The sequence below is a fragment of the Thalassotalea sp. 1_MG-2023 genome, from assembly GCF_030546745.1.
Classification (GTDB): domain Bacteria; phylum Pseudomonadota; class Gammaproteobacteria; order Enterobacterales; family Alteromonadaceae; genus Thalassotalea_C.
This window is the reverse complement of sequence record NZ_JAUOPD010000005.1, coordinates 113521-134312: the sequence shown is the minus strand read 5'-3', so window position 1 is coordinate 134312 and position 20792 is coordinate 113521. Positions and strand designations below refer to the sequence as shown.

Genomic DNA, 20792 nt, shown 5'->3' with positions numbered 1-20792 from the left:
TAAATCACAAAAAACCATAAATTAACAACTTTGTTACAATCCCATTAACATTATAGTTCAATATTTAAACAAAAATAACAAATTAATATATAATAAGTACATGTCCCATCAACACTAAACTTCTTTAAAAACATAGTATTAATTAAAAACAATATTTTTTTGTAAATATTATTTTACAAATACTATTACTCCCTCCACTCTTCACAAGTAAAAATAAAATAATTTTACATATAAAACATGTGGTTACAATAAAGCACGTGATATTACACGTAAAAATGTTAATGCAAAGTTAATTACGAAATGTATTGAATTATTCTCCAATTTTTGTAAATAATATAGGGATCATCTCTGTATAATGTTTCAAATGATGTCATCTGAAACACTTAATAATAAAATTGAGATGCATAATTACTTACAAATAGGGAATGAATATGAATAACTCTAGAGTTAGCAAAGCAATAAAAATTGCTTTAGCTTTTGGTGCTGCTTCTGCGTTACCGTTTAACTCAGCATTTGCTGCTGAAGAACAAAACGAAGAAGAACAAGTAGAACGCATCCAGGTTACGGGTTCTAAAATCAAACGTATCGGTGAATTAGCACCGACACCAGTTACAGTGATCAGCGGTGATATGTTAATCAACGCAGGTATCACTAACGTAGCTGATTTATTAAATGAAATGCCTAACTCATCTGTTGGCCTTTCTCCTGAAACAACTAACAACACTATCTTCGCAAGTGGTCTGAACAACACAGATTTACGTGGTTTAGGTAGTTCAAAAACACTAGTACTTGTAAACGGACGTCGTTTCGTTGCTGGTGCTCCAGGTGCTTCTGCAGTTGATTTAAACAATATCCCTACAGCGATGGTAGAACGTATGGAGATCACGACTGGTGGTGCTTCTGCGGTTTATGGTTCTGACGCTGTTGCTGGTGTTGTGAACATTATCACTAAAAAATCATTTGATGGTATCGCTATTGACGCTTCTACTACACGTCCATTCGAAGACGGTGGTGACGAAGAATATATGTCATTAACTTTCGGTGACGAAGGTGAGAGAAGTAGCTTTATTGCTAACATTTCATACGCAAAGCAAGACCAATTACGCGCTTTAGATCGTGATTACATGGTAAATGGCCCAGTTACCTTTGCTAACGTTGATAACGTGAACAATGAAGACGGTATCCCAGAGCGTTCAGTATATCAAAATGGCTACGGTCAGTACCGCTTAGGTTACTATTCACCAACAGGTGATTTCTTCATGCCTGACGGTCACTACATTTTTGCAAATGATGGTTCAATTCGTACTTTCGAGCAAAATGGTACTCTACCAGCAAGTTCTTCTCCTGGTAACCGTAATACAAACTACTTTATTGGTGACGGTGATGGTTACCACTTTGCAAAACATGACTATTTACGTACGCCATTAGAGCGTTTAAATGTTGCGTTAAACTATAGCTATGAAATCAATGATAACCATAGCATGAACTTTGAAATGATATATGCTGATACATCTGCGTATGGTGAATCTTCACCAGCATTCCATGCCAAAGTATTACAAGCTGACAACGCATTCTTCAGTCAAGCTAACCAAGACTTCTTTGCTGAACGTGGTGTTCCTGCATTCTACGCTTACTTAACCACTGATGGTTTAGGTAACCGTAAATATGACCAAGATCGTACTACTGTTCGTGCTGCATTAAGCTTTGAAGGTTTAATAAACGACAACTGGGCGTATGATGCATACATCCAAAAGGGTCAAGTAACACAAGATACTACTTGGCATGGTGAAATGATCACTGAACATTTTGATAACGCGCTTGATGCAGTTATGTGGAATGGTGACATTGTTTGTGCTGATAGAAATGACGACGGCGATGTAGTCGGTGCTCTTTCTGGCTGTTCTCCTTTAAACCTTTGGGGTGAAGGCTTAGCTTCTGAAGAAGCACTTGCGTATGTTTCAACAAAAGCACAACGTCAAGCAAGTGTTGATCAAATGTCACTTGGTTTTACTGTTTCTGGTGATTTATTTGAATTACCGGCTGGTCCAGTGGCTAGTGCATTCACTGCTGAATACCGTGAAGAAAAAGCAAAAACAACTCCTGATGCTGCAATGCAACAAGGGTTAATTTTCGGTAACCAAAGTGATGCATTACAAGGTGAATTTGACGTAACTGAATTAGCAGCGGAAATTTCTGTACCATTAATTGCTGAAACATCTTTTGCTAAAGAAATTTACTTAGAATTAGCATATCGTTACATGGATTATTCTTCTACAGGTGATGATAGCGCTTGGAAAATAGGCTTAAACTATGTACTGAACGATGAACTTCGTTTCCGTGCCAATATGTCACGCTCAGTGCGCGCGCCAAACGTATCTGAATTATTTGCGCCAAAAGGCCAAACATTTGCTAGCTTCGCTGATCCATGTGGCCAAGGTGCAATCGATAACGCACCTGTTGAGAAACAAGCCAACATCGAGAAAAACTGTCGTGCAGCTGGTATCCCTGTAGGTTGGGAAGCAAGTGAAGACTGGAGACGTACTAACCACTCGGGCTTCATCTTAGGTAACCAAGATCTATTTAACGAAAAAGCAGATGACGTTACAATTGGTTTTGTTTATAACCCAGCTTGGGCTGACGGTTTAGGTATTACAGTTGATTACTGGAAATTCGATTTAGAAGACGAGATCAACTACCCTTCAGCAGCTACAATTGTTAACAAGTGTTATGAATCAGAGTCTTTAGAAAACTTATACTGTGGTTTATTACAACGTACTGCTGGTACATTTGAAATTGATAACTTCGATCAAAAACCAATTAACTCAGCGTCAAGTGACATTAGTGGTGCAGATATTGAAATCGCTTATACACTAGATACTGAGTTCGGTACATTCAAACCACGTTTAATTGCGACTTACTTAGATGAGCGTAACTTTAACGATACTGGTTTTGCTGAAGATGCTGATTATTCACACGGTGAGCAAGCTCGTCCACGTTGGAAAGCACGTTTTGTAGGTAACTACACTAACGGTGATTTATCAATGACATTAAGTGCTAACTATCGTCATGCTACGGTTGGTAACAACGAGTGGGATGCTGAACAAAACGACTACAATGAGATTCCTTCTTATATGACTTGGGATCTAACATCACGTTACATGGTAACTGATGATTTTGAAGTTCGTGCCGGTATCTTAAACTTATTTGACCGTGAACCACCTGCAAACCCATATTCGTATGACCAAGGTGCTTACTATGACCTATTTGGCCAACGTCTAACGTTAGGTGTTAACTACAAGTTCTAATTCAATTAAACTTGAATAGCAAAAGGCTCGGTATTTACCGAGCCTTTTTAGTTACTTGGTTACGATTAATAAAAGAGTTTGTCCAACTTATTCAAAAAAGTATAAATCGAGTTTATCATAAAATGTTGCACTTCGATCTGACGCTGTTTTCTTGCCTTGCTTCAATGATGTAAAATCACTGTAATGTAAAATAATGTTTGCTATCTACATTCTTAGCTATAACCTACCCCAGCCACTTAAAAACGCAGCCATTCACTTTAGATATTATTAATTAGATTAATAACAGATATAATCAAAGAGTGTGAAAAAGTATAAAATTTTCTCTTGGAACAAGCTATTTCATCAAATTGGAATAAAAATGATGAAATTCAACGGTAATTCTCCTATATTCGTAGTAAATAAGTGTGCAGGAAACTTTATGTATTTTTACGCGGCTCGCCAACCTATCTTAGATAAAGAAAAACAGTTATTTGCTTATGAGTTGCTTTTTCGTGACAACATAAACAATGTTTTCCCTGATATCGATGGTGATGAAGCTACCAGTAAGATGATTGATGCTAGCAAATTCAACATGGGGATCGCCGAGTTTACAGGCAAAAAACCCGCATTTATTAATTTTACGTTGGAAACACTCAGCAAAGGCCTCCCTGAGATGCTAACACCGGAAGAAGTCGTTGTTGAAATATTAGAAACCATAAAACCAGGGAAAAAACTGTTAGCACTTTGTAAATCGTTATTTGAAAAAGGTTACACCCTTGCATTAGATGATTATGAGCATCAAAATGTTTGGGCCCATTTTTACCCTTTTATAAAGATCATTAAAATTGATTGGCAAACCACAAGCATTGAACAAATTAAGCAGATCAAAGTTGCGATTGCATCCCATGACCATATTCAATTACTTGCTGAAAAAGTCGAGACTCACGAAGAGTACCACCAAGCACAAGAACTTGGTTTTGAACTTTTTCAAGGCTTCTTCTTTGCTAAACCAGAGATGATAAAAACTAAGTCATTGTCTCCATCACAAATGGCAATGGCTGAACTCCTCTATGAAACATCAAAGCCAGAGCTCGATCTTGGCGCTATTACCGATGTATTTGAACGTGATGTAACCCTGTCTTATAAACTATTACGTTATGCAAATTCTGCTATCTTTAAACGTCGCAATGAAATATCAACGATTAAGCAAGCGTTGGTCACCTTAGGCTCAGGTGAATTAAAACGTTTTCTAGGGTTATTATTTGCAACTAATGTCAATCCCGATAAACCTAATGAGTTAATTAATGCAGCCATGACACGCGCAAAATTTTGTGAAATGGTCTCAAAAGATATCAATGCCCCTATAGATACCTCAATAGCTTTCTTAACGGGGTTATTATCCTTAATTGATGCAATACTTGATGAAGAGCTATCGAGCATCATGGATAAGCTACCATTGGCTCAAGAAATAAAGGATGCGCTAATCACCAAAAAAGGTGTACTTGCAGCCTTAGTGATCCTTGTTGAACAAATTGAACACGCCAACTGGGAAAAAACCAATTCCGTGATGGAAAAATTAGGTTTAAAGAAAGAACCTGTTTTAGAAAGTTACCATGAAGCAATTGCTTGGGCTGATGAGCAATGTCAGTTATCGGCTTAACGAGAACTATCATAAAAAAAAGCCGCATAGCGGCTTTTTTTTATGCAAACTTAACTGTGGCTATTCAGTATAACCTTGTGGATTTGTAGACTGCCAACGCCAAGTATCTTCTAGCATTTCAGTTAAATTTCGTTCAGCTTGCCAACCTAGCACATCTTTAGCCAACGCTGCATTTGCATATACGGTTGCAATATCGCCTGCACGTCGAGGAACAATTTTAAAAGGAACTTTTGTACCACTGATATGGCTAAAACCATCAACTATTTGTAAAACCGAAGTACCGTTGCCAGTGCCAAGATTAATCGCTTGGCAACCTGAAAGAGTTGCTAATGTTTCCAAAGCTTTAATATGCCCTAACGCTAAGTCAACCACATGAATATAGTCGCGAACACCTGTTCCATCAGGTGTATTATAATCGTCCCCAAACACTTGTAATTGTGCTAAACGACCAATCGCCACCTGAGAAACATAAGGCAGTAAATTATTTGGAATATCATTAGGATCTTCACCAATTAGCCCTGATTGATGTGCCCCAATAGGATTAAAATATCGTAAATTAATTATCGACCAATCTGAGTCGCTTTTGGCTAAATCAAATAAGATCTCTTCGATCATTAACTTAGTACGGCCGTAAGGATTAGTTGCTGAAGTCGCCATTGTTTCATCTAATGGTGATACATTATTTTCACCATAAACAGTAGCAGAAGAACTAAACACAAGGTTTTTAACATTATGAGCTGCCATCACCTCAAATAAAACCACTGAACCTGTAACATTATTATGGTAATAACTCAGCGGAATATCATTTGACTCACCAACGGCTTTTAACCCAGCAAAATGCACAACAGCCTCAGGCTTATACGTCGAAAAAATATCATTTAAGGCATCGCGATCGCATATATCGGCTTTAACAAATTGCGGCATTTTACCGGTTATTTTCTCAATGCGGGATAAAACAAGTTCCGATGAGTTAACTAAATTATCAACAATAACAACATCATGTCCTAAAGATAATAATTCAACAACTGTATGGCTGCCAATATAGCCCGTGCCACCTGTAATTAATAACTTCATTACTTCCCCTTTGTATAAAAGTCTATATCTTAACGATAATAATCGCTAATTGCTGTGACAAACGCGTTAACGTTTTCCGCTGATAACTGATTAATTCCTGCCGCAGCTGCTCTGCCACCACCAGTTGCAAAACGCGCACAAATATCACCAGCACCTTGTTTGTTAGTTAATGGCGCTCTTAAGCTTACAGTATACGTGTTATCAAGGTTAAGGGTAAATACAGCATGTGCCTTATTAGGTGTTTTATTTGCAAGTTCATTCCCTAGTACACCACTTACGCGCCTTGACCACGCTTCGTCTGGTAATTCGATAACCTTGCAAACATCAGTATCAGCAAGCACTTTCGCCTGTTCCGCATTTGCCATATCTTGATGATAAGCTTGCTCTAATTGAGAAAAAACAGAACCTGGTTGGTTAATAATATCAAAAGGGTTTGAATATTTTACCAATTCACTAAACAGTTGTTCAGGAGTAAAGTGTAAATCTTCGAGTGAACTACCATAACCATTATAGTTTATATAAATACCAAAACGTTTTAATTGGTCACGTTCATTTGTTGAAAGGTTAAGTTCATCTGACAACGCTTGTGCAGCATCTAGCATATTATCACCATAAGCGGCTGTTATCGCCCACAGTGGAAATTGCTGATTCAAATATTGATTAACAATTAACGCCGTACAAGTATTTGCGTCAGTATCTATATGCGCAGATAAGTAATCGGAAGTTGGAATTGAACCTGGACGATGATGATCAGCATAAAAAACTGTCACGTTATTTGCTAGCAATTCATTCAGAGCTTCAATGTTTTTTTCCATCGAAATATCTAAAACAGTTACTGAATGAGCTTTTGCAACGTCTACATGTTTTAACAAACTAATATCGCGTTTAACACCTGTTATTAACGTACTTTCTTTAGGGTTAGCGAGACGTAATTGTACTAATGAAATAATACCATCGGCATCGCCATTAAAAATATCGTAATGCATTATGAACCTGTTGAAATATAATGGTTGTCTTCTAAAAATTGTACAATTTGTTGGGCACATTCAACGATTGTCAATTCTGCCGTTTTAATATGTATTTCCGGTGCCGATGGGATATCATAATCAGAGTCAATGCCGGTAAAGTCTTTTATTTCTCCGGCGCGAGCTTTTTTATACAAGCCTTTTGGATCACGTTGCTCACAGACACTAATCGGTGTATCAATATACACCTCTAGGAATTCACCTGTTGCTAGTTTTTCACGTGCCATTTTTCTATCTGACGCAAAAGGAGAAATAAACGCAGTAGAGACAATTAACCCCGCATCAACAAACAACTTTGACACTTCACTAATCCGGCGAATATTTTCAATGCGATCTTGATCGCTAAAAGATAAATCACCGTTCAAGCCATGGCGTACGTTATCACCATCAAGCAAATACGTATGACATTGACGCTCAAACAACAACGCATCCACGGCATTTGCAACTGTTGATTTTCCTGACCCGCTTAAACCGGTATACCATAATAAACAAGGACGTTGTTTTTTAATATTAGCCCGTTGTACCTTATTTATTTGTTGTTGATGCCAAACGGTATTTTCAGTTTTCATTTAGAGGTATCTCACGTTAAAAAGGAAAGAAAGTAGGTAACAAAGTTAACACGACAATGGAATAAGCCAATGAAACAGGCACGCCAAATTTCACCACATCAAGTAACTTATAATTACCCGCATTATAAACCATAACATTGGTTTGGTAGCCAAAGGGGCTAATGAAGCTACCACTTGCGGCAAACGCAACAGCTAACACGAAGGGTAATGGACTAACTCCTAGACCTAATGCAATATTATAAGCAATAGGGAAAATAAGCGCAGCTGCGGCACTGTTAGTCACTAGTTCTGTGATTAACAGCGTAACCACAAAGATAACAATCAACGTAATATAAGCGCTCTGCCCAGCAAGTAAATGTTCAATATAATTTGCTAATAATAACGCCACGCCACTGGATTCAAGCGCTTTCGCTAACGTAAGCGCTCCTAGTACTATCATCCAAATTTCTAGCGGGAAACGCCGCTTTATTTCATTAACCGTCAAGCAGCCAGTAAAAACCAACAATGCGATGTAAAACATCAACACTTTTAATAAAGATAATTCTGTTAGCACTGACGCCATGACCGCAGCGATAAAACCAAAAACGGTTAACGAGTCACGCCAACCAGAAAGCATATTATCTGGTTGATGTCCCGATAAAATGTAAAAGTTCTTACTTAAGTTAGTACGTGTACTAAAGTCATTCCCCACGGCTAATACAAGAAAATCGCCTGGTTGAATAATCAATGAACCTAATTTGCCTGAAAGCGCCGCACCTTCACGACGAACAGCCACAACTGCAGCATCAAATCTAGCACGAAAGCCCGCTCTTTTTAACGTTTTACCAACCACAGCTGAGTCAGGTTTAATTAACACCTCAGTTAAGTTATCTCTCAGTAAGCCATCTTGCTCAGCAAATAGCGTTAAACCATCAAATTGTTGTAACACCTTAACTTTCGAGACATCACCAGTAAAAATAAGTTTATCGCCGCGCAAAATCACTTCATCAGGTGCCACTGGAGATATTAGCCTACCATTTCGAATCACTTCGACTAAAAATAACGTGTCTAAACTTCGCAAACCATTTTCTTCAACTGTTTGACCTATCATTTTAGAGTCGTTACTAACACGCGCTTCTAGTAAATAATCTGGGTTTTTAAGTTGTTCAACTTCCATATCAGGCAAGGTGTGTTGCCTCAAGAGAATTAACGCTAAACAAATGATTAACGCAACAATACCAATGGCAGTGAAATCAAAAAAGCCAAGGCTTTCATTCCCTTGCTCAATGAGCATGGTGTTAACAATGAGATTCGTTGAAGTACCTACTAATGTGAGCGTTCCACCTAAAATAGCGGCAAAAGATAACGGTAGTAAGAGTTTTCCGGGGTTGATCACTCGATTAGTTTTAATGGTAGAGATCAGTGCTGCAACAACGGCAGTGTTGTTCATGAACGCAGAAGCAATTGCAGTATACACCAGCGTTTTTACTGTTGAGATAAACGGTTTACCGTTGATCATCACAGCAGAAAGACGGCGTAATATACTGGTACGTTCAAAAGAAAAAGAAGCCAAGACAAGTAATATTAACGTCACCAAACCTGGGTTTACTGCATTGGCTAATACATCATCTGTTTCAACAAAAGAAAAACCTAAACATGTGATCATTGCCAAGGCAAAAACACGCTCAGGCACGCGCTGATACTTTATCAGCCCTGCAAAGGTTAAACAGAAAAGAGCTATCAATGCCCATTGTGATGCTACCATTTAATGTTTGTCCTTTAGCAGCAAATGATATGAAATGTTTATCAGCTGCTTAACGTATATGCAAGTGAAGTATGCAAGTTAAGCAGCTAACATAGTAAAAGTAAGTGAGATTTACTTTAATAGTTTAGCAATATCACGAGCACCCCAATGCGGGAAATGCTTACGTACTAAGGCATTAAATTCCATTTCAAATTCACTAAATTGATGATCATCTGCTGATTCTGCAGCCCCTGTGATCATTCCTGCACCTACAGTGATATTACTCAATCGATCAATGATAATAAATGCACCAGTAGCACGGTTTTCTAAGTACGGGTCAAAATGTAACGACTCAGCGACAGAAAAACTAACCGAACCAATTTCGTTTAAGGTTAACTGGCTTACGGCAGTAGTTTCCATCGTGTTAACATTAATTTTATGTGCAATATTAGACACATGACCTGTGGTGAGCTTGCTGCCATGTTTAATGTAATACTCACGGCCCGTTTCAAGTTCGTCTTCATGCATCCAAACAACTGAAGCATTAAATTCTTTCGACGTTAAAGGAACAGCGCCTTTACGTACGATCATTTCACCGCGGCTGATGTCTATTTCATCTTCGAGGGTTAACGTTACCGCCTCCCCTTTATCGGCACGTTCTAAATCACCATCAAAGGTGACGATTGACTTAATACGCGACTGCTTACCAGAAGGTAAGGCGACAATCTCATCACCCACTCTGATATGACCTGAACCAACAGTACCCGAAAAGCCTCTGAAATTTAAATTTGGACGGTTTACGTACTGCACTTGGAATCTAAATTCAGTACATGTGTCGTTATTTTCAACATTCACGGTATTTAAAAGCTTCATTAGCGTCGCACCTGGGTACCACGACATATGCTCGCTTTCTTCAACTACGTTATCGCCTCGTAACGCTGAAATTGGTACGAAACGAACATCCGTAAAGGCGAGCTGATCAGCAAACTCTCGGTATTCTTTTTTAATTTCTTGGTAACGTTCTTGGCTATAGTCAACTAAGTCCATTTTGTTCACAGCAATTAATACATGTTTAATACCAAGCAATGAACAAATAAAAGAATGTCGACGTGTTTGTACCTGAACGCCATGACGTGCATCAATCAAAATAATCGCTAAATCACAGGTAGACGCACCTGTTGCCATGTTACGCGTGTATTGTTCATGGCCTGGGGTATCAGCGATGATAAATTTGCGCTTATCGGTTGAAAAATAACGATATGCAACATCAATGGTAATGCCTTGCTCACGTTCAGATTGTAAACCATCAACCAGTAAAGCTAAATCTACTGCTTCACCCGTAGTGCCTGACTTTTTACTGTCTTTTTCAATCGCCGCAAGTTGATCTTCAAAAATCATTTTTGAATCATGAAGCAAACGGCCAATTAGTGTACTTTTGCCATCATCAACACTACCGCAGGTTAAAAAGCGCAGTAGTTCTTTATTTTCGTGTTGCTTTAAATAAGCTTGAATATCTTGTTCAATTAATTCTGATTGGTGACTCATCGTTCAGACCTTAGAAATAGTTAACAGTTAAAATGAAAGTTAGGTTAAAAAAATATTTAGAAATAACCTTCCATTTTCTTTTTCTCCATAGAACCCGCTGAATCATGGTCAATCACACGACCTTGACGTTCAGAGGTTTTTGTTAACAACATTTCTTGAATAATTTCCGGCAAACTTGCCGCTTCTGACTCAACTGCGCCAGTTAATGGGTAACAGCCAAGTGTTCGAAAACGAACACTTTTCATTTGTATTTCTTCGCCTTCTTCTAGAGGCATGCGCTCATCATCTACCATGATTAAGGTACCGTCGCGTTCCACAACAGGTCGTTCAGCGGCTAGATATAACGGCACAATGTCAATATTTTCTAGATAGATATATTGCCAAATATCAAGCTCAGTCCAGTTTGACAAAGGAAACACTCGAATGCTTTCACCTTTATCTACTTTACCGTTATAGACATTCCAAAGCTCAGGGCGTTGACTTTTCGGATCCCAACGATGATTTTTATCACGAAATGAATATACACGCTCTTTAGCACGAGACTTTTCTTCATCGCGACGCGCACCACCAAATGCGGCATCAAAGCCATATTTATCAAGCGCTTGTTTTAACCCTTGCGTTTTCATAATATCAGTGTGTTTTGCACTGCCATGTACAAAAGGATTGATATCCATCGCGATACCATCAGGGTTTTGATGGACTAACAATTCAAACCCATAATCTTTTGCCATTCGATCGCGAAAGGCTATCATTTCTTTGAACTTCCATGTGGTATCAACATGCAATAACGGGAATGGTATTTTCCCCGGTGCGAACGCTTTTCTCGCTAAATGCAGTAAAACGGCTGAGTCTTTACCAACAGAATAAAGCATAACTGGCTTATCAAATTCAGCAGCAACTTCACGAATGATATGGATAGACTCTGCTTCAAGCTTTTTTAAATGCGTTTGAATCGTCATTTAATTAATATTCCCTAGCAATTTTAATGACGATAGTTTACTGGATAGCTTTTAATACATCCATATAAGAAAAAGCTTTGTTAGATGATTTAGGAATAATAAAGACGGAGCGTTATACAATTAAGCATTAACTAGCTAAAGTGAATAACGCTTAAAAGTTTATGCTAACAATTTTTGTAAATAACTACTGAACTCTTCGCCTATTTGTTTATGTCTTAAGCCATACTCAACCATGGCTTTCATATAACCCATTTTAGAGCCACAATCATGCGATTTACCCGTCATATGGAAGGCTTCAACCGTTTCTAATTTCATCAAACTTGCGATTGCATCGGTTAGTTGAATTTCATCACCAGCACCAGGTGGTGTAAATGCTAGTAATTGCCAAATGGGCTCTGACAAAACATAGCGGCCAACAACCGCTAAATTTGAAGGGGCTTCTTCGATCGTAGGCTTTTCAACAACAGCTGTCATTTCAGCAGAGTTTCCCTCTGCTAACGTTTTCCCACCACAGTCAACCACGCCATAATTTTGTACTTTTTCTTGTGGAACCGGCTCAACTAAAATTTGGCTATGACCCGTTTCATTAAAACGCGCAAGCATCGCTGCTAAATTTTCTGTCTTTAAATCTGCGGTTGCGTCATCCAAAATGACATCAGGCAACACTACAACGAAAGGGTTATCACCAACCAAAGGTTTAGCTTTTAATACAGCATGACCTAAGCCTTTTGCTTCGCCTTGACGCACATGCATTATAGTTACCCCTTTAGGGCAAATAGCTTGTATTTCATCAAGAAGCTGGCGCTTTACGCGGTTTTCTAAGGTGGTTTCTAGTTCAAACGATTTATCAAAATGGTTTTCAATTGAGTTCTTAGAAGAGTGCGTTACTAGCACAATTTCTTTTATACCTGCATCAATACATTCATTGACAATGTATTGAATTAATGGCTTGTCCACGATTGGTAACATTTCCTTTGGAATTGCTTTTGTCGCTGGCAACATACGCGTGCCCAAGCCCGCAACCGGAATAACCGCTTTTGTAACTTTCTTATCCATACCATCCTCTAAGAAATGACCTTGCACTCTTAATGTTGAGCACAAGTAAACGTTTCAATTTTCGAATGCTATATTAAAACAAATTATCGGTTTTATCACACCTGAATATTTTTAACTTACACGTGAACCAATGATATTCAGTATCAATTTATTAAATTTGTTCGATTACAATTGAATAAAACCCTAAAAATATATTGTATATCAAATAACAGAATAATCTGGCTTAAGGCCTTTGTCTTTATAGATACAAACAGAAACTAGCTTGTAAAACTTTCAACGCAATATTCAATCCACTTAGCTGAATTACTTGCGCTTCGGCTTCATCAAAGGTATAAATGCCGCTGATTAACGATAAATTGCGCCTGTTGAATCCATTTATCAATCTTATCTAAATAAACAAGAATAATAATAATGCTCAATACTAGGTGCGCACCTTAGGAAGGAAAATTTATATGACAACGCAAAGCGCTAAGACTTTTTTCGGGCAACCTGAAGGTCTTCAAACACTGTTCTTTACTGAAATGTGGGAACGCATGAGTTACTACGGTATGCGAATGCTGCTAGTACTCTTTATGACCGCCACGTTACAAGAAAATGGCTTAGGTTTAACGGTTGCCTCTGCCGCGGCTATTTATGGTTTATATACCGGTAGTGTCTATTTCATGGGATTACCTGGTGGTTGGATTTCAGACAGACTTTTAGGTGGTCAAAAAGCCGTATGGTATGGCGGTATCATCATTATGTGTGGCCACATTATTTTGGCCTTTCCTAGTGATAAAACCTTTTTCATCGGTTTAGTCGTGGTTATTTTGGGTACAGGTCTACTTAAGCCAAATATTGGCGCAATGGTTGGACAACTTTATTCAGACGAAGACAAGCGTCGTGACTCTGGTTATGCCATTTATTATATGGGCATAAATATGGGTTCAGTATTAGGTTACACTATTTGTGGTTACCTAATGGAAGATCAAGAAAACTTCGGTTGGCATTGGGCATTTGGCGCGGCAGCGGTTGGTATGGCTGTTGGTTTAATTCAATATCGACGTACGTTAAATAAATTGCACGGTGTAGGTGCAGCACCAGCAGCGCCTTTAACAGCTAAAGGTAGACAAATAAGCTGGACGGTTATTGGCGCTTTCTTAATTATGCTTGCTACGGTTACTGCCGCAGCATTGTCTGGCGCAATAGTGATAGAACCCGTTGCTGTGGCGCAATATGTTGCTGTCTGCTTTAGTGTTATGTTTGTGCTTTACTATGCTTCAATTTTCATGTTTGGTAACTTAACTAAAAATGAGATGAGACGCTTGGGCGCCCTATTGTTGGTTTGTATTGCTTCTGCATGTTTCTGGTCAGGTTTTGAGCAAGCGGGCTCTTCAATGAACTTATTTGCTCGCGATTACACAGATAGAATTGTTGGCAGTTTCGAAGTACCAACCGGCTGGTTCCAATCGTTAAACGCAATGTTTATTGTATTATTGTCACCATTTTTTGCGGCATTATGGATAAACTTAGGTAAACGTTTTGTTAGCCCTGCCTATGGTATCAAATGTGCTATCGGCTTAATGATCATGGCAAGTGGTTTTATTGTAATGTTCTTTGCTGCACAATATGCTGCGTCAGGCATGAAAGTAGCGCCTTATTGGTTAGTTGCCACTTACTTTTTACACACAGTAGGTGAATTATGTTTAAGCCCTGTTGCATTAAGTGCAATAAGTAAGTTATCACCTCGTCGATTTGCAGGCCAAATGATGGGTGTATTTGTGCTAACCTACTCTATCGGTAATATTATTTCTGGTTTATTAGCGGGTAACTTTGATCCAAACCGTATTGACCAACTACCTAACCTATATATTCAAATTAGTTTATTTAGTATCGGTATTGGTATTGTAATTTTATTACTTAGTATCAAATCTCGCGTTTGGGAAAACTCAGCAGACGAAGCTGATCCTACAGCACCAACACCTGGTAAAGCTGCAGAAACTATTTAGTCGTTAACTTAAAAATAGCGGTGGTTAGCCACCGCTTTTTATATGAAATTATTGAACTCTCGCCAAGGAATACGTCAACAAATACGACTTGCCCGTCAAGCGTTATCAGTTGAAATGCAAACGCAAGCCTCGTTATTATTAGTTGATCAACTCAAGCAAATTCCCGCTGTTAAAAACGCTAAATCTATTGCTATTTATCATGCAAATGACGGTGAACTTAACACCACCCCTTTTATACATTGGTGTTGGCAACAAAAGATACAAACCTATCTTCCTGTACTTCACCCTTTTAACAAAGGGCAACTGCTGTTTTTACACTATTGTGCATCAACCATAATGACCCACAACAAATATGGCATTTTAGAGCCTAAGCTAGATGTTAGACATGTCTGTCCACTTAGAAATCTTGATATCATCTTTACCCCTTTAGTGGCATTCGATGAAACAGGTGCCCGTTTAGGAATGGGTGGCGGTTATTACGACCGAACGCTAGCCAATTTATATAGTACTACCCCAGCTATTATGGGATTAGCGCATGACTGCCAAAAAGTTACCACGGTTCCTATTGAAGTATGGGACGTGCCACTTCCACATATTGTTACTCCATCTAAACATTATCAATTTTGTTAAAATCTAATAACACCGATTAAATATTGGCTGTTATAATGCTGAAAAAGCAACTCGGATAATTTACGATGACACAAGACGAAATGAAAAAAGCTGCGGCAATAAAAGCCGTAGAATTTGTTGAAGATGATGCTATAGTCGGCGTTGGCACAGGTTCAACTGTTAATCACTTCATCGATGCACTCGCCAGTAAAAAACACGATATTACCGGAGCCGTTTCTAGCTCTGAAGAGTCAACCAAACGTTTGAAAGCATTAGGTATCGAAGTGTTTGATCTGAACAGTGTTAGTGAAATCAGCGTTTATATTGATGGTGCTGATGAAATTACTGAACACATGCACATGATCAAAGGCGGTGGTGCAGCGCTAACCCGCGAAAAGATTGTTGCCGCTGTTGCTAAAACGTTCATCTGTATATGCGACGAAAGTAAACAAGTGCCAATATTAGGCAAATTTCCTCTTCCCGTAGAAGTTATTCCCATGGCACGTAGTTATGTGGCTAGAGAGTTAGTGAAATTAGGGGGCGATCCTGTTTATCGCCAAGGCGTGATCACGGATAACTCAAATGTCATTCTTGATGTGCATAACTTAGACATTATTGATCCAAAGCGTTTAGAGTCAGATATTAATGCTATTGTAGGCGTTGTAACCAACGGATTATTTGCTCACCGTGGCGCTGATCTACTTATATTAGGAACACCGGAAGGTGCAAAGCTAGTAAAATAACACTTTAGAGTTTTAACACTATATGGTACGGTTGATTAAGTTTTGGGTATCTAGCCATCTATACATCAACAATATTAACTACGGTTTTAGCATATGAGCAATAATTCGTTAGCAAAAGAAAAAATTAAGATTTTACTGTTGGAAGGTGTACATCAAAGTGCATTAGAAGAGTTAAAGTCTAAAGGTTATACCAACATTGAGTATTTAAAAACGTCTTTATCTGAAGAACAGCTTATCGAGAAAATTGCTGACGTTCACTTTATCGGCATTCGTTCTCGCACCATGCTTAATGAAAAAGTTCTTAGTCATGCCAAAAAATTAGTCGCTATTGGCTGTTTTTGTATTGGTACGAATCAAGTAGATGTGCGTGCAGCAAAAGTTAAAGGTATACCTGTATTTAACGCGCCATTTTCTAATACGCGCTCAGTTGCTGAACTTGTATTAGGTGAATTATTGCTATTATTACGTGGTATCCCTGAAAAAAGTGCACAAGCTCATCGTGGTGTTTGGAATAAATCTGCCGCTGGTTCGGTTGAGGCAAGAGGCAAAACCTTTGGTATCATAGGTTACGGCCATATCGGTATGCAAGTGGGCATTTTAGCTGAAACCGTTGGTATGAAAGTAAAGTTCTACGACATTGAAACAAAATTACCCCTTGGCAATGCTGAGCAATCACCAAGCCTAACGGCCCTTTTGCAAGAAGCTGACGTAGTAAGTTTGCATGTACCAGAAACAGCGCAAACACAAAATATGATGGGTGCTGCAGAGTTCGATGTGATGAAAAACGGTGCAATTTTTATTAATGCATCGCGCGGAACGGTTGTTGATATTGAAGCTTTATGTGAAGCATTAACCAGCAAAAAAGTTGCCGGAGCTGCAATTGATGTATTTCCTGTTGAACCTAAAGGTAATGATGAAGAGTTTGTTTCACCATTACGTGATTTTGACAATGTGATTTTAACACCTCATATTGGTGGTAGCACAAAAGAAGCACAAGAAAACATTGGTTTAGAAGTGGCGAGTAAATTGGCTAAATACTCCGATAATGGTTCAACGCTTTCAGCAGTTAACTTCCCAGAAGTATCACTGCCTGAGCATGTTGGCACCAGCCGTTTATTACATATTCATAAAAACCAACCTGGTATATTAACAAAAATTAACCAAGCATTTGCTGAACATAATATTAATATCGCCGCGCAATACTTACAAACAGACGACCAAAACGGTTATGTTGTTATCGATATAGAAACAGAAAACAGTGAAACTGCGTTACGTGAATTAAAACTGATTGAAGGTACAATTAAAGCACGTATTCTGCATTAATATGAGTTATAAAGCTTAATACTTTTAATGCGAACACTGTATTAAAAGCAATAAAAAACGGAGCTAATCGCTCCGTTTTTTTATTGCTAATGTGCACCAGATACTTATCACTTAATCTTTGCCAAAAAGATCTCGTGTATATACCTTATCAACCACATCATTGAGTTCAGCGTCCATACGGTTAGAAACGATCACATCTGACATCGCTTTAAATTTTGCTAAATCAGTGACAACCCGTGAGTTATAAAAGGTATCATCTTGCAGTTCAGGTTCAAAAATAACCACTTCAACCCCTTTTGCCTTAATACGCTTCATAATGCCTTGAATTGACGAAGCACGAAAGTTATCAGAACCAGACTTCATAATTAAACGGTAAATTCCAACAATCGAAGGAGATTTCTTTAAAATTGACTCTGCTACAAAATCTTTACGGGTAACGTTCGCTTCAACAATCGCATTGATCATATTATTTGGCACATCTTGGTAGTTCGCCAATAGTTGTTTAGTATCTTTAGGTAAACAGTAACCACCATAACCAAACGACGGGTTGTTATAATGATTACCAATACGTGGATCTAACCCTACCCCTTCTATAATTGAGCGAGTATCTAAATCATGAGTTTCTGCGTAAGTATCTAATTCATTGAAATAAGCAACCCGCATGGCTAAATAGGTATTAGCAAACAGTTTTATGGCTTCGGCTTCTGTCGCTCTCGTAAAAAGCGTAGGAATGTCATCTTTCTTAGCTCCTTGCTGCAATAATTTAGCGAAGGTTTTAGCACCTATAGTCTCTGCACCTACAATAATTCTAGAAGGATACAAGTTATCATATAACGCTTTGCCCTCTCTTAAGAACTCTGGAGAGAAAATAATGTTATCAGTGTGATATTTATCTTTTAATCGCCTTGTAAAACCTACTGGCACTGTCGATTTAATCACAATGGTAGCATTAGTATTTATCGCCATTACATCTTGTATAACTGTTTCAACGGAACTCGTATCGAAATAGTTTGTTTCAGGATCATAGTTTGTTGGTGTCGCGATAATAATAATATCTGCATCAGAATAGGCTAACGATTTATCTAGCGTAGCAGTAAACGATAATGTTTCTTGCTCAAGAAAGGTTTCGATTTCATTATCACGAATCGGAGATTGTTTATTATTTAACTGGGTTACTCGCTCTTCTACTACATCTAACGCCACAACATCATTATGCTGTGCTAATAAAATACCGTTCGATAGCCCCACATAACCTGTACCCACTACAGTAATCTTCATTTACGACACCTATTACCCAATAAAACTAAAAAAGAAAATACATACATAAAAATGCTACAAGTCCAGCGGCAATATCATCTATCATAATACCAAAGCCACCATGACAATGTTTATCTAACAACGAGATTGGCCACGGCTTTATAATATCAAACAAACGAAACAGCAAAAAACCTACAATAATCGACTTCCACGATACAGGGATTAACGCCATCGTAATTAAATAGCCGACAATTTCATCCCAAACAATAGCCGGGTGATCATGCACTTTTGCGGCTTTAGCAGCATGAGAACAAATATAAATACCAAATAGCGCCATCACGGCGACTACCGCTAAATAAGTCATAGTGGGTAGCGGCGCTAATAATAAAAAGACAGGAATTGCAGCTAAAGTTCCGAAAGTTCCAGGTGCTTTAGGAATTAATCCGCTACCAAAACCCAGTGCTAAAAACTGCACGGGATCTGACAACGAAAATTTGGATTTGATCTCTTTGGGTTTATTATTCATTTGCAAAGTGCTCGAACCCTTTCACATTCAGCTGTGTTGGTTTGTTATTTAACGTGGTAGTGATTTTATGGTTGCCGTTTAACTGGCCAATACAAGTCACTTTCGTACCCATATCTGCTAAAGTAGTTTCCATACCCACTTTGTTGTCTTCTGAAACCGCCAGCAAAAGTTCGTAATCATCTCCTCCTGACAGCGCGAGTTCCATAGCTTTTTCAGCACCTAAACACGTCAACATGGTGTCAGACAGAGGCAAGTCTTCAAGTACAATATTAGCACCAACATTCGATGCTTTACATATGTGTGATAAATCCGCTAACAAACCATCTGAAATATCGATGGCCGCTGATGCGTATTCCCTTACTGCTTGACCCGCTAACACTCTAGGTTTTGGCTCGTTTAAGCGATTCATTGCATAAGCAAGCGAGTCACCTCTTAATGTGATATCGCCGTAGTAATGTTTTAACGCTAAGGCGGCATCACCTAATTCACCTGTAACGTATATCCAATCACCGGCTTTAGCACCACTACGACAAATTTGCTTATTCACAGGTACAACACCCTGGGCTGTAATCGTAATGCTTAATGGGCCTTGGGTGGTATCACCGCCGATGAGTTGTACATTATAAAATTCACATAATGCAAACATGCCTTCACAAAAGTTACTGATCCAGTCTTCATCTATTTCGGGTAAGCTAATGGCGATAGATATCCAAGTTGGTTCTGCCCCCATTGCTGCAAGATCAGATAAATTAACGGCAACAGCCTTATGGCCAATTGCTTTTGCAGGCGTATTTTTAGGAAAATGAACGCCAGCAATTAATGTATCAGTCGTGATGGCAATATTTTGTTTTTCTGCCGGCGTGATAACGGCACAGTCATCCCCTATGCCCACCACTACATCACGTCGATTTACCAGTTGTTCGGTAAAGTATGTGTTAATCAGCTCAAACTCTTTCATAACAAACCCTAATATAAAAGCAAAAGGCGCTTAAAAGTAAAGCGCCTTATTTGTTTTATTTTTCGTAGAAAAGTAATTATTCTGGGCGAATAACCTTAACGGTTTTATCTAATACACCATTGATAAATTTATGGCTATCATCAGCAGCAAATACTTTTGCAAGCTCTATCGCTTCATTGATAACAACACGATACGGTACGTCAGCACAGTCACTGAGTTCATAAACAGCTACTCTAAGAATCGCTTTTTCAATATGATCTACATCATCTAAATCACGATCTAAATACGGTGTAATCGCTAAATCAATTGAACTTGTTTGACTTGTAACACCACGAAATAGCTTTTGAAAATAGTCAATTTCAAAACGACGTTTGGCATTTTCAGTAATAAAATGCGCTTCAACGTCAGTCACTGAGTTGTCACTCATTTGCCACGAGTAAACCGCTTGAACCGCTAACTCACGAGCTTTTCTTCTAGGAGATGGTTTCACAAA

Annotated in this window: 17 protein-coding genes; 6 read left to right on the top strand and 11 right to left on the bottom strand. The window is 38.5% G+C overall.

Annotation, left to right across the window (positions count from 1 at the left end; translation table 11 throughout):
• Positions 1-431: 431 nt before the first annotated feature.
• Both Q4489_RS05875 and Q4489_RS05870 read left to right on the top strand, forming a co-directional pair.
• Positions 432-3305, top strand: coding sequence for a TonB-dependent receptor (locus Q4489_RS05875; RefSeq protein WP_303478074.1), 2874 nt, complete (start codon positions 432-434; stop codon positions 3303-3305).
• A gap of 418 nt (positions 3306-3723) precedes the next feature.
• A complete protein-coding gene (locus Q4489_RS05870; RefSeq protein WP_303478213.1) occupies positions 3724-4944 on the top strand; it encodes an EAL and HDOD domain-containing protein in 1221 nt (406 codons plus the stop codon).
• A gap of 60 nt (positions 4945-5004) precedes the next feature.
• Here Q4489_RS05870 and galE read toward each other — a convergent pair whose 3' ends face one another.
• The 7 genes from galE to galU form a co-directional block, all read right to left on the bottom strand.
• On the bottom strand, positions 5005-6018 hold the full coding sequence (gene galE, locus Q4489_RS05865) for a UDP-glucose 4-epimerase GalE (protein WP_303478072.1): 1014 nt from the start codon (positions 6016-6018) through the stop codon (positions 5005-5007).
• Positions 6019-6047: 29 nt separating this feature from the next.
• Positions 6048-7004 (bottom strand): DHHA1 domain-containing protein, encoded by a 957-nt coding sequence (locus Q4489_RS05860; protein ID WP_303478071.1) that lies wholly within the window; start codon positions 7002-7004, stop codon positions 6048-6050.
• Positions 7004-7612: an adenylyl-sulfate kinase gene (cysC, locus tag Q4489_RS05855; protein WP_303478069.1), complete on the bottom strand. Its 609-nt coding sequence runs from the start codon at positions 7610-7612 to the stop codon at positions 7004-7006. Before cysC ends, Q4489_RS05860 begins: the two co-directional genes overlap by 1 nt.
• Positions 7613-7628: 16 nt before the next feature.
• Complete coding sequence (locus Q4489_RS05850; protein WP_303478067.1) at positions 7629-9356, bottom strand: SLC13 family permease; 1728 nt, start codon at positions 9354-9356, stop codon at positions 7629-7631.
• Positions 9357-9467: 111 nt separating this feature from the next.
• Positions 9468-10880 carry a sulfate adenylyltransferase subunit CysN gene (cysN, locus tag Q4489_RS05845; RefSeq protein WP_303478066.1) on the bottom strand — a complete coding sequence of 471 codons (1413 nt, stop codon included), beginning with the start codon at positions 10878-10880 and terminating at the stop codon, positions 9468-9470.
• A gap of 56 nt (positions 10881-10936) precedes the next feature.
• Positions 10937-11839 carry a sulfate adenylyltransferase subunit CysD gene (gene cysD, locus Q4489_RS05840; RefSeq protein WP_303478064.1) on the bottom strand — a complete coding sequence of 301 codons (903 nt, stop codon included), beginning with the start codon at positions 11837-11839 and terminating at the stop codon, positions 10937-10939.
• A 159-nt stretch (positions 11840-11998) separates the two neighbouring features.
• Positions 11999-12895 carry a UTP--glucose-1-phosphate uridylyltransferase GalU gene (gene galU / locus Q4489_RS05835; RefSeq protein ID WP_303478062.1) on the bottom strand — a complete coding sequence of 299 codons (897 nt, stop codon included), beginning with the start codon at positions 12893-12895 and terminating at the stop codon, positions 11999-12001.
• A 452-nt stretch (positions 12896-13347) separates the two neighbouring features.
• Between galU and Q4489_RS05830 the strand changes: the two genes are divergently transcribed.
• The 4 genes from Q4489_RS05830 to serA all read left to right on the top strand — a co-directional run bounded on the left by Q4489_RS05830 (position 13348) and on the right by serA (position 17558).
• Positions 13348-14883 (top strand): peptide MFS transporter, encoded by a 1536-nt coding sequence (locus Q4489_RS05830; protein WP_303478060.1) that lies wholly within the window; start codon positions 13348-13350, stop codon positions 14881-14883.
• 42 nt (positions 14884-14925) lie between these two features.
• A complete protein-coding gene (locus Q4489_RS05825; RefSeq protein WP_303478059.1) occupies positions 14926-15513 on the top strand; it encodes a 5-formyltetrahydrofolate cyclo-ligase in 588 nt (195 codons plus the stop codon).
• A gap of 65 nt (positions 15514-15578) precedes the next feature.
• Positions 15579-16235 (top strand): ribose-5-phosphate isomerase RpiA, encoded by a 657-nt coding sequence (gene rpiA, locus Q4489_RS05820; RefSeq protein WP_303478057.1) that lies wholly within the window; start codon positions 15579-15581, stop codon positions 16233-16235.
• 93 nt (positions 16236-16328) lie between these two features.
• Positions 16329-17558, top strand: a complete 1230-nt coding sequence (serA, locus tag Q4489_RS05815; RefSeq protein WP_303478056.1) for a phosphoglycerate dehydrogenase — start codon at positions 16329-16331, stop codon at positions 17556-17558.
• A gap of 111 nt (positions 17559-17669) precedes the next feature.
• Here the strand turns inward: serA and Q4489_RS05810 are convergent, their stop codons facing one another.
• From Q4489_RS05810 to nusB, 4 genes are all read right to left on the bottom strand, one after another.
• Positions 17670-18836, bottom strand: a complete 1167-nt coding sequence (locus Q4489_RS05810) for a nucleotide sugar dehydrogenase (RefSeq protein ID WP_303478055.1) — start codon at positions 18834-18836, stop codon at positions 17670-17672.
• Positions 18837-18861: 25 nt separating this feature from the next.
• Entirely contained in the window at positions 18862-19341 is a 480-nt protein-coding gene (locus Q4489_RS05805; protein ID WP_303478053.1) for a phosphatidylglycerophosphatase A, read from the bottom strand.
• Positions 19334-20299 carry a thiamine-phosphate kinase gene (gene thiL / locus Q4489_RS05800; protein WP_303478052.1) on the bottom strand — a complete coding sequence of 322 codons (966 nt, stop codon included), beginning with the start codon at positions 20297-20299 and terminating at the stop codon, positions 19334-19336. Before thiL ends, Q4489_RS05805 begins: the two co-directional genes overlap by 8 nt.
• A gap of 76 nt (positions 20300-20375) precedes the next feature.
• A complete protein-coding gene (gene nusB / locus Q4489_RS05795) occupies positions 20376-20789 on the bottom strand; it encodes a transcription antitermination factor NusB (protein WP_303478051.1) in 414 nt (137 codons plus the stop codon).
• Positions 20790-20792: the final 3 nt, after the last annotated feature.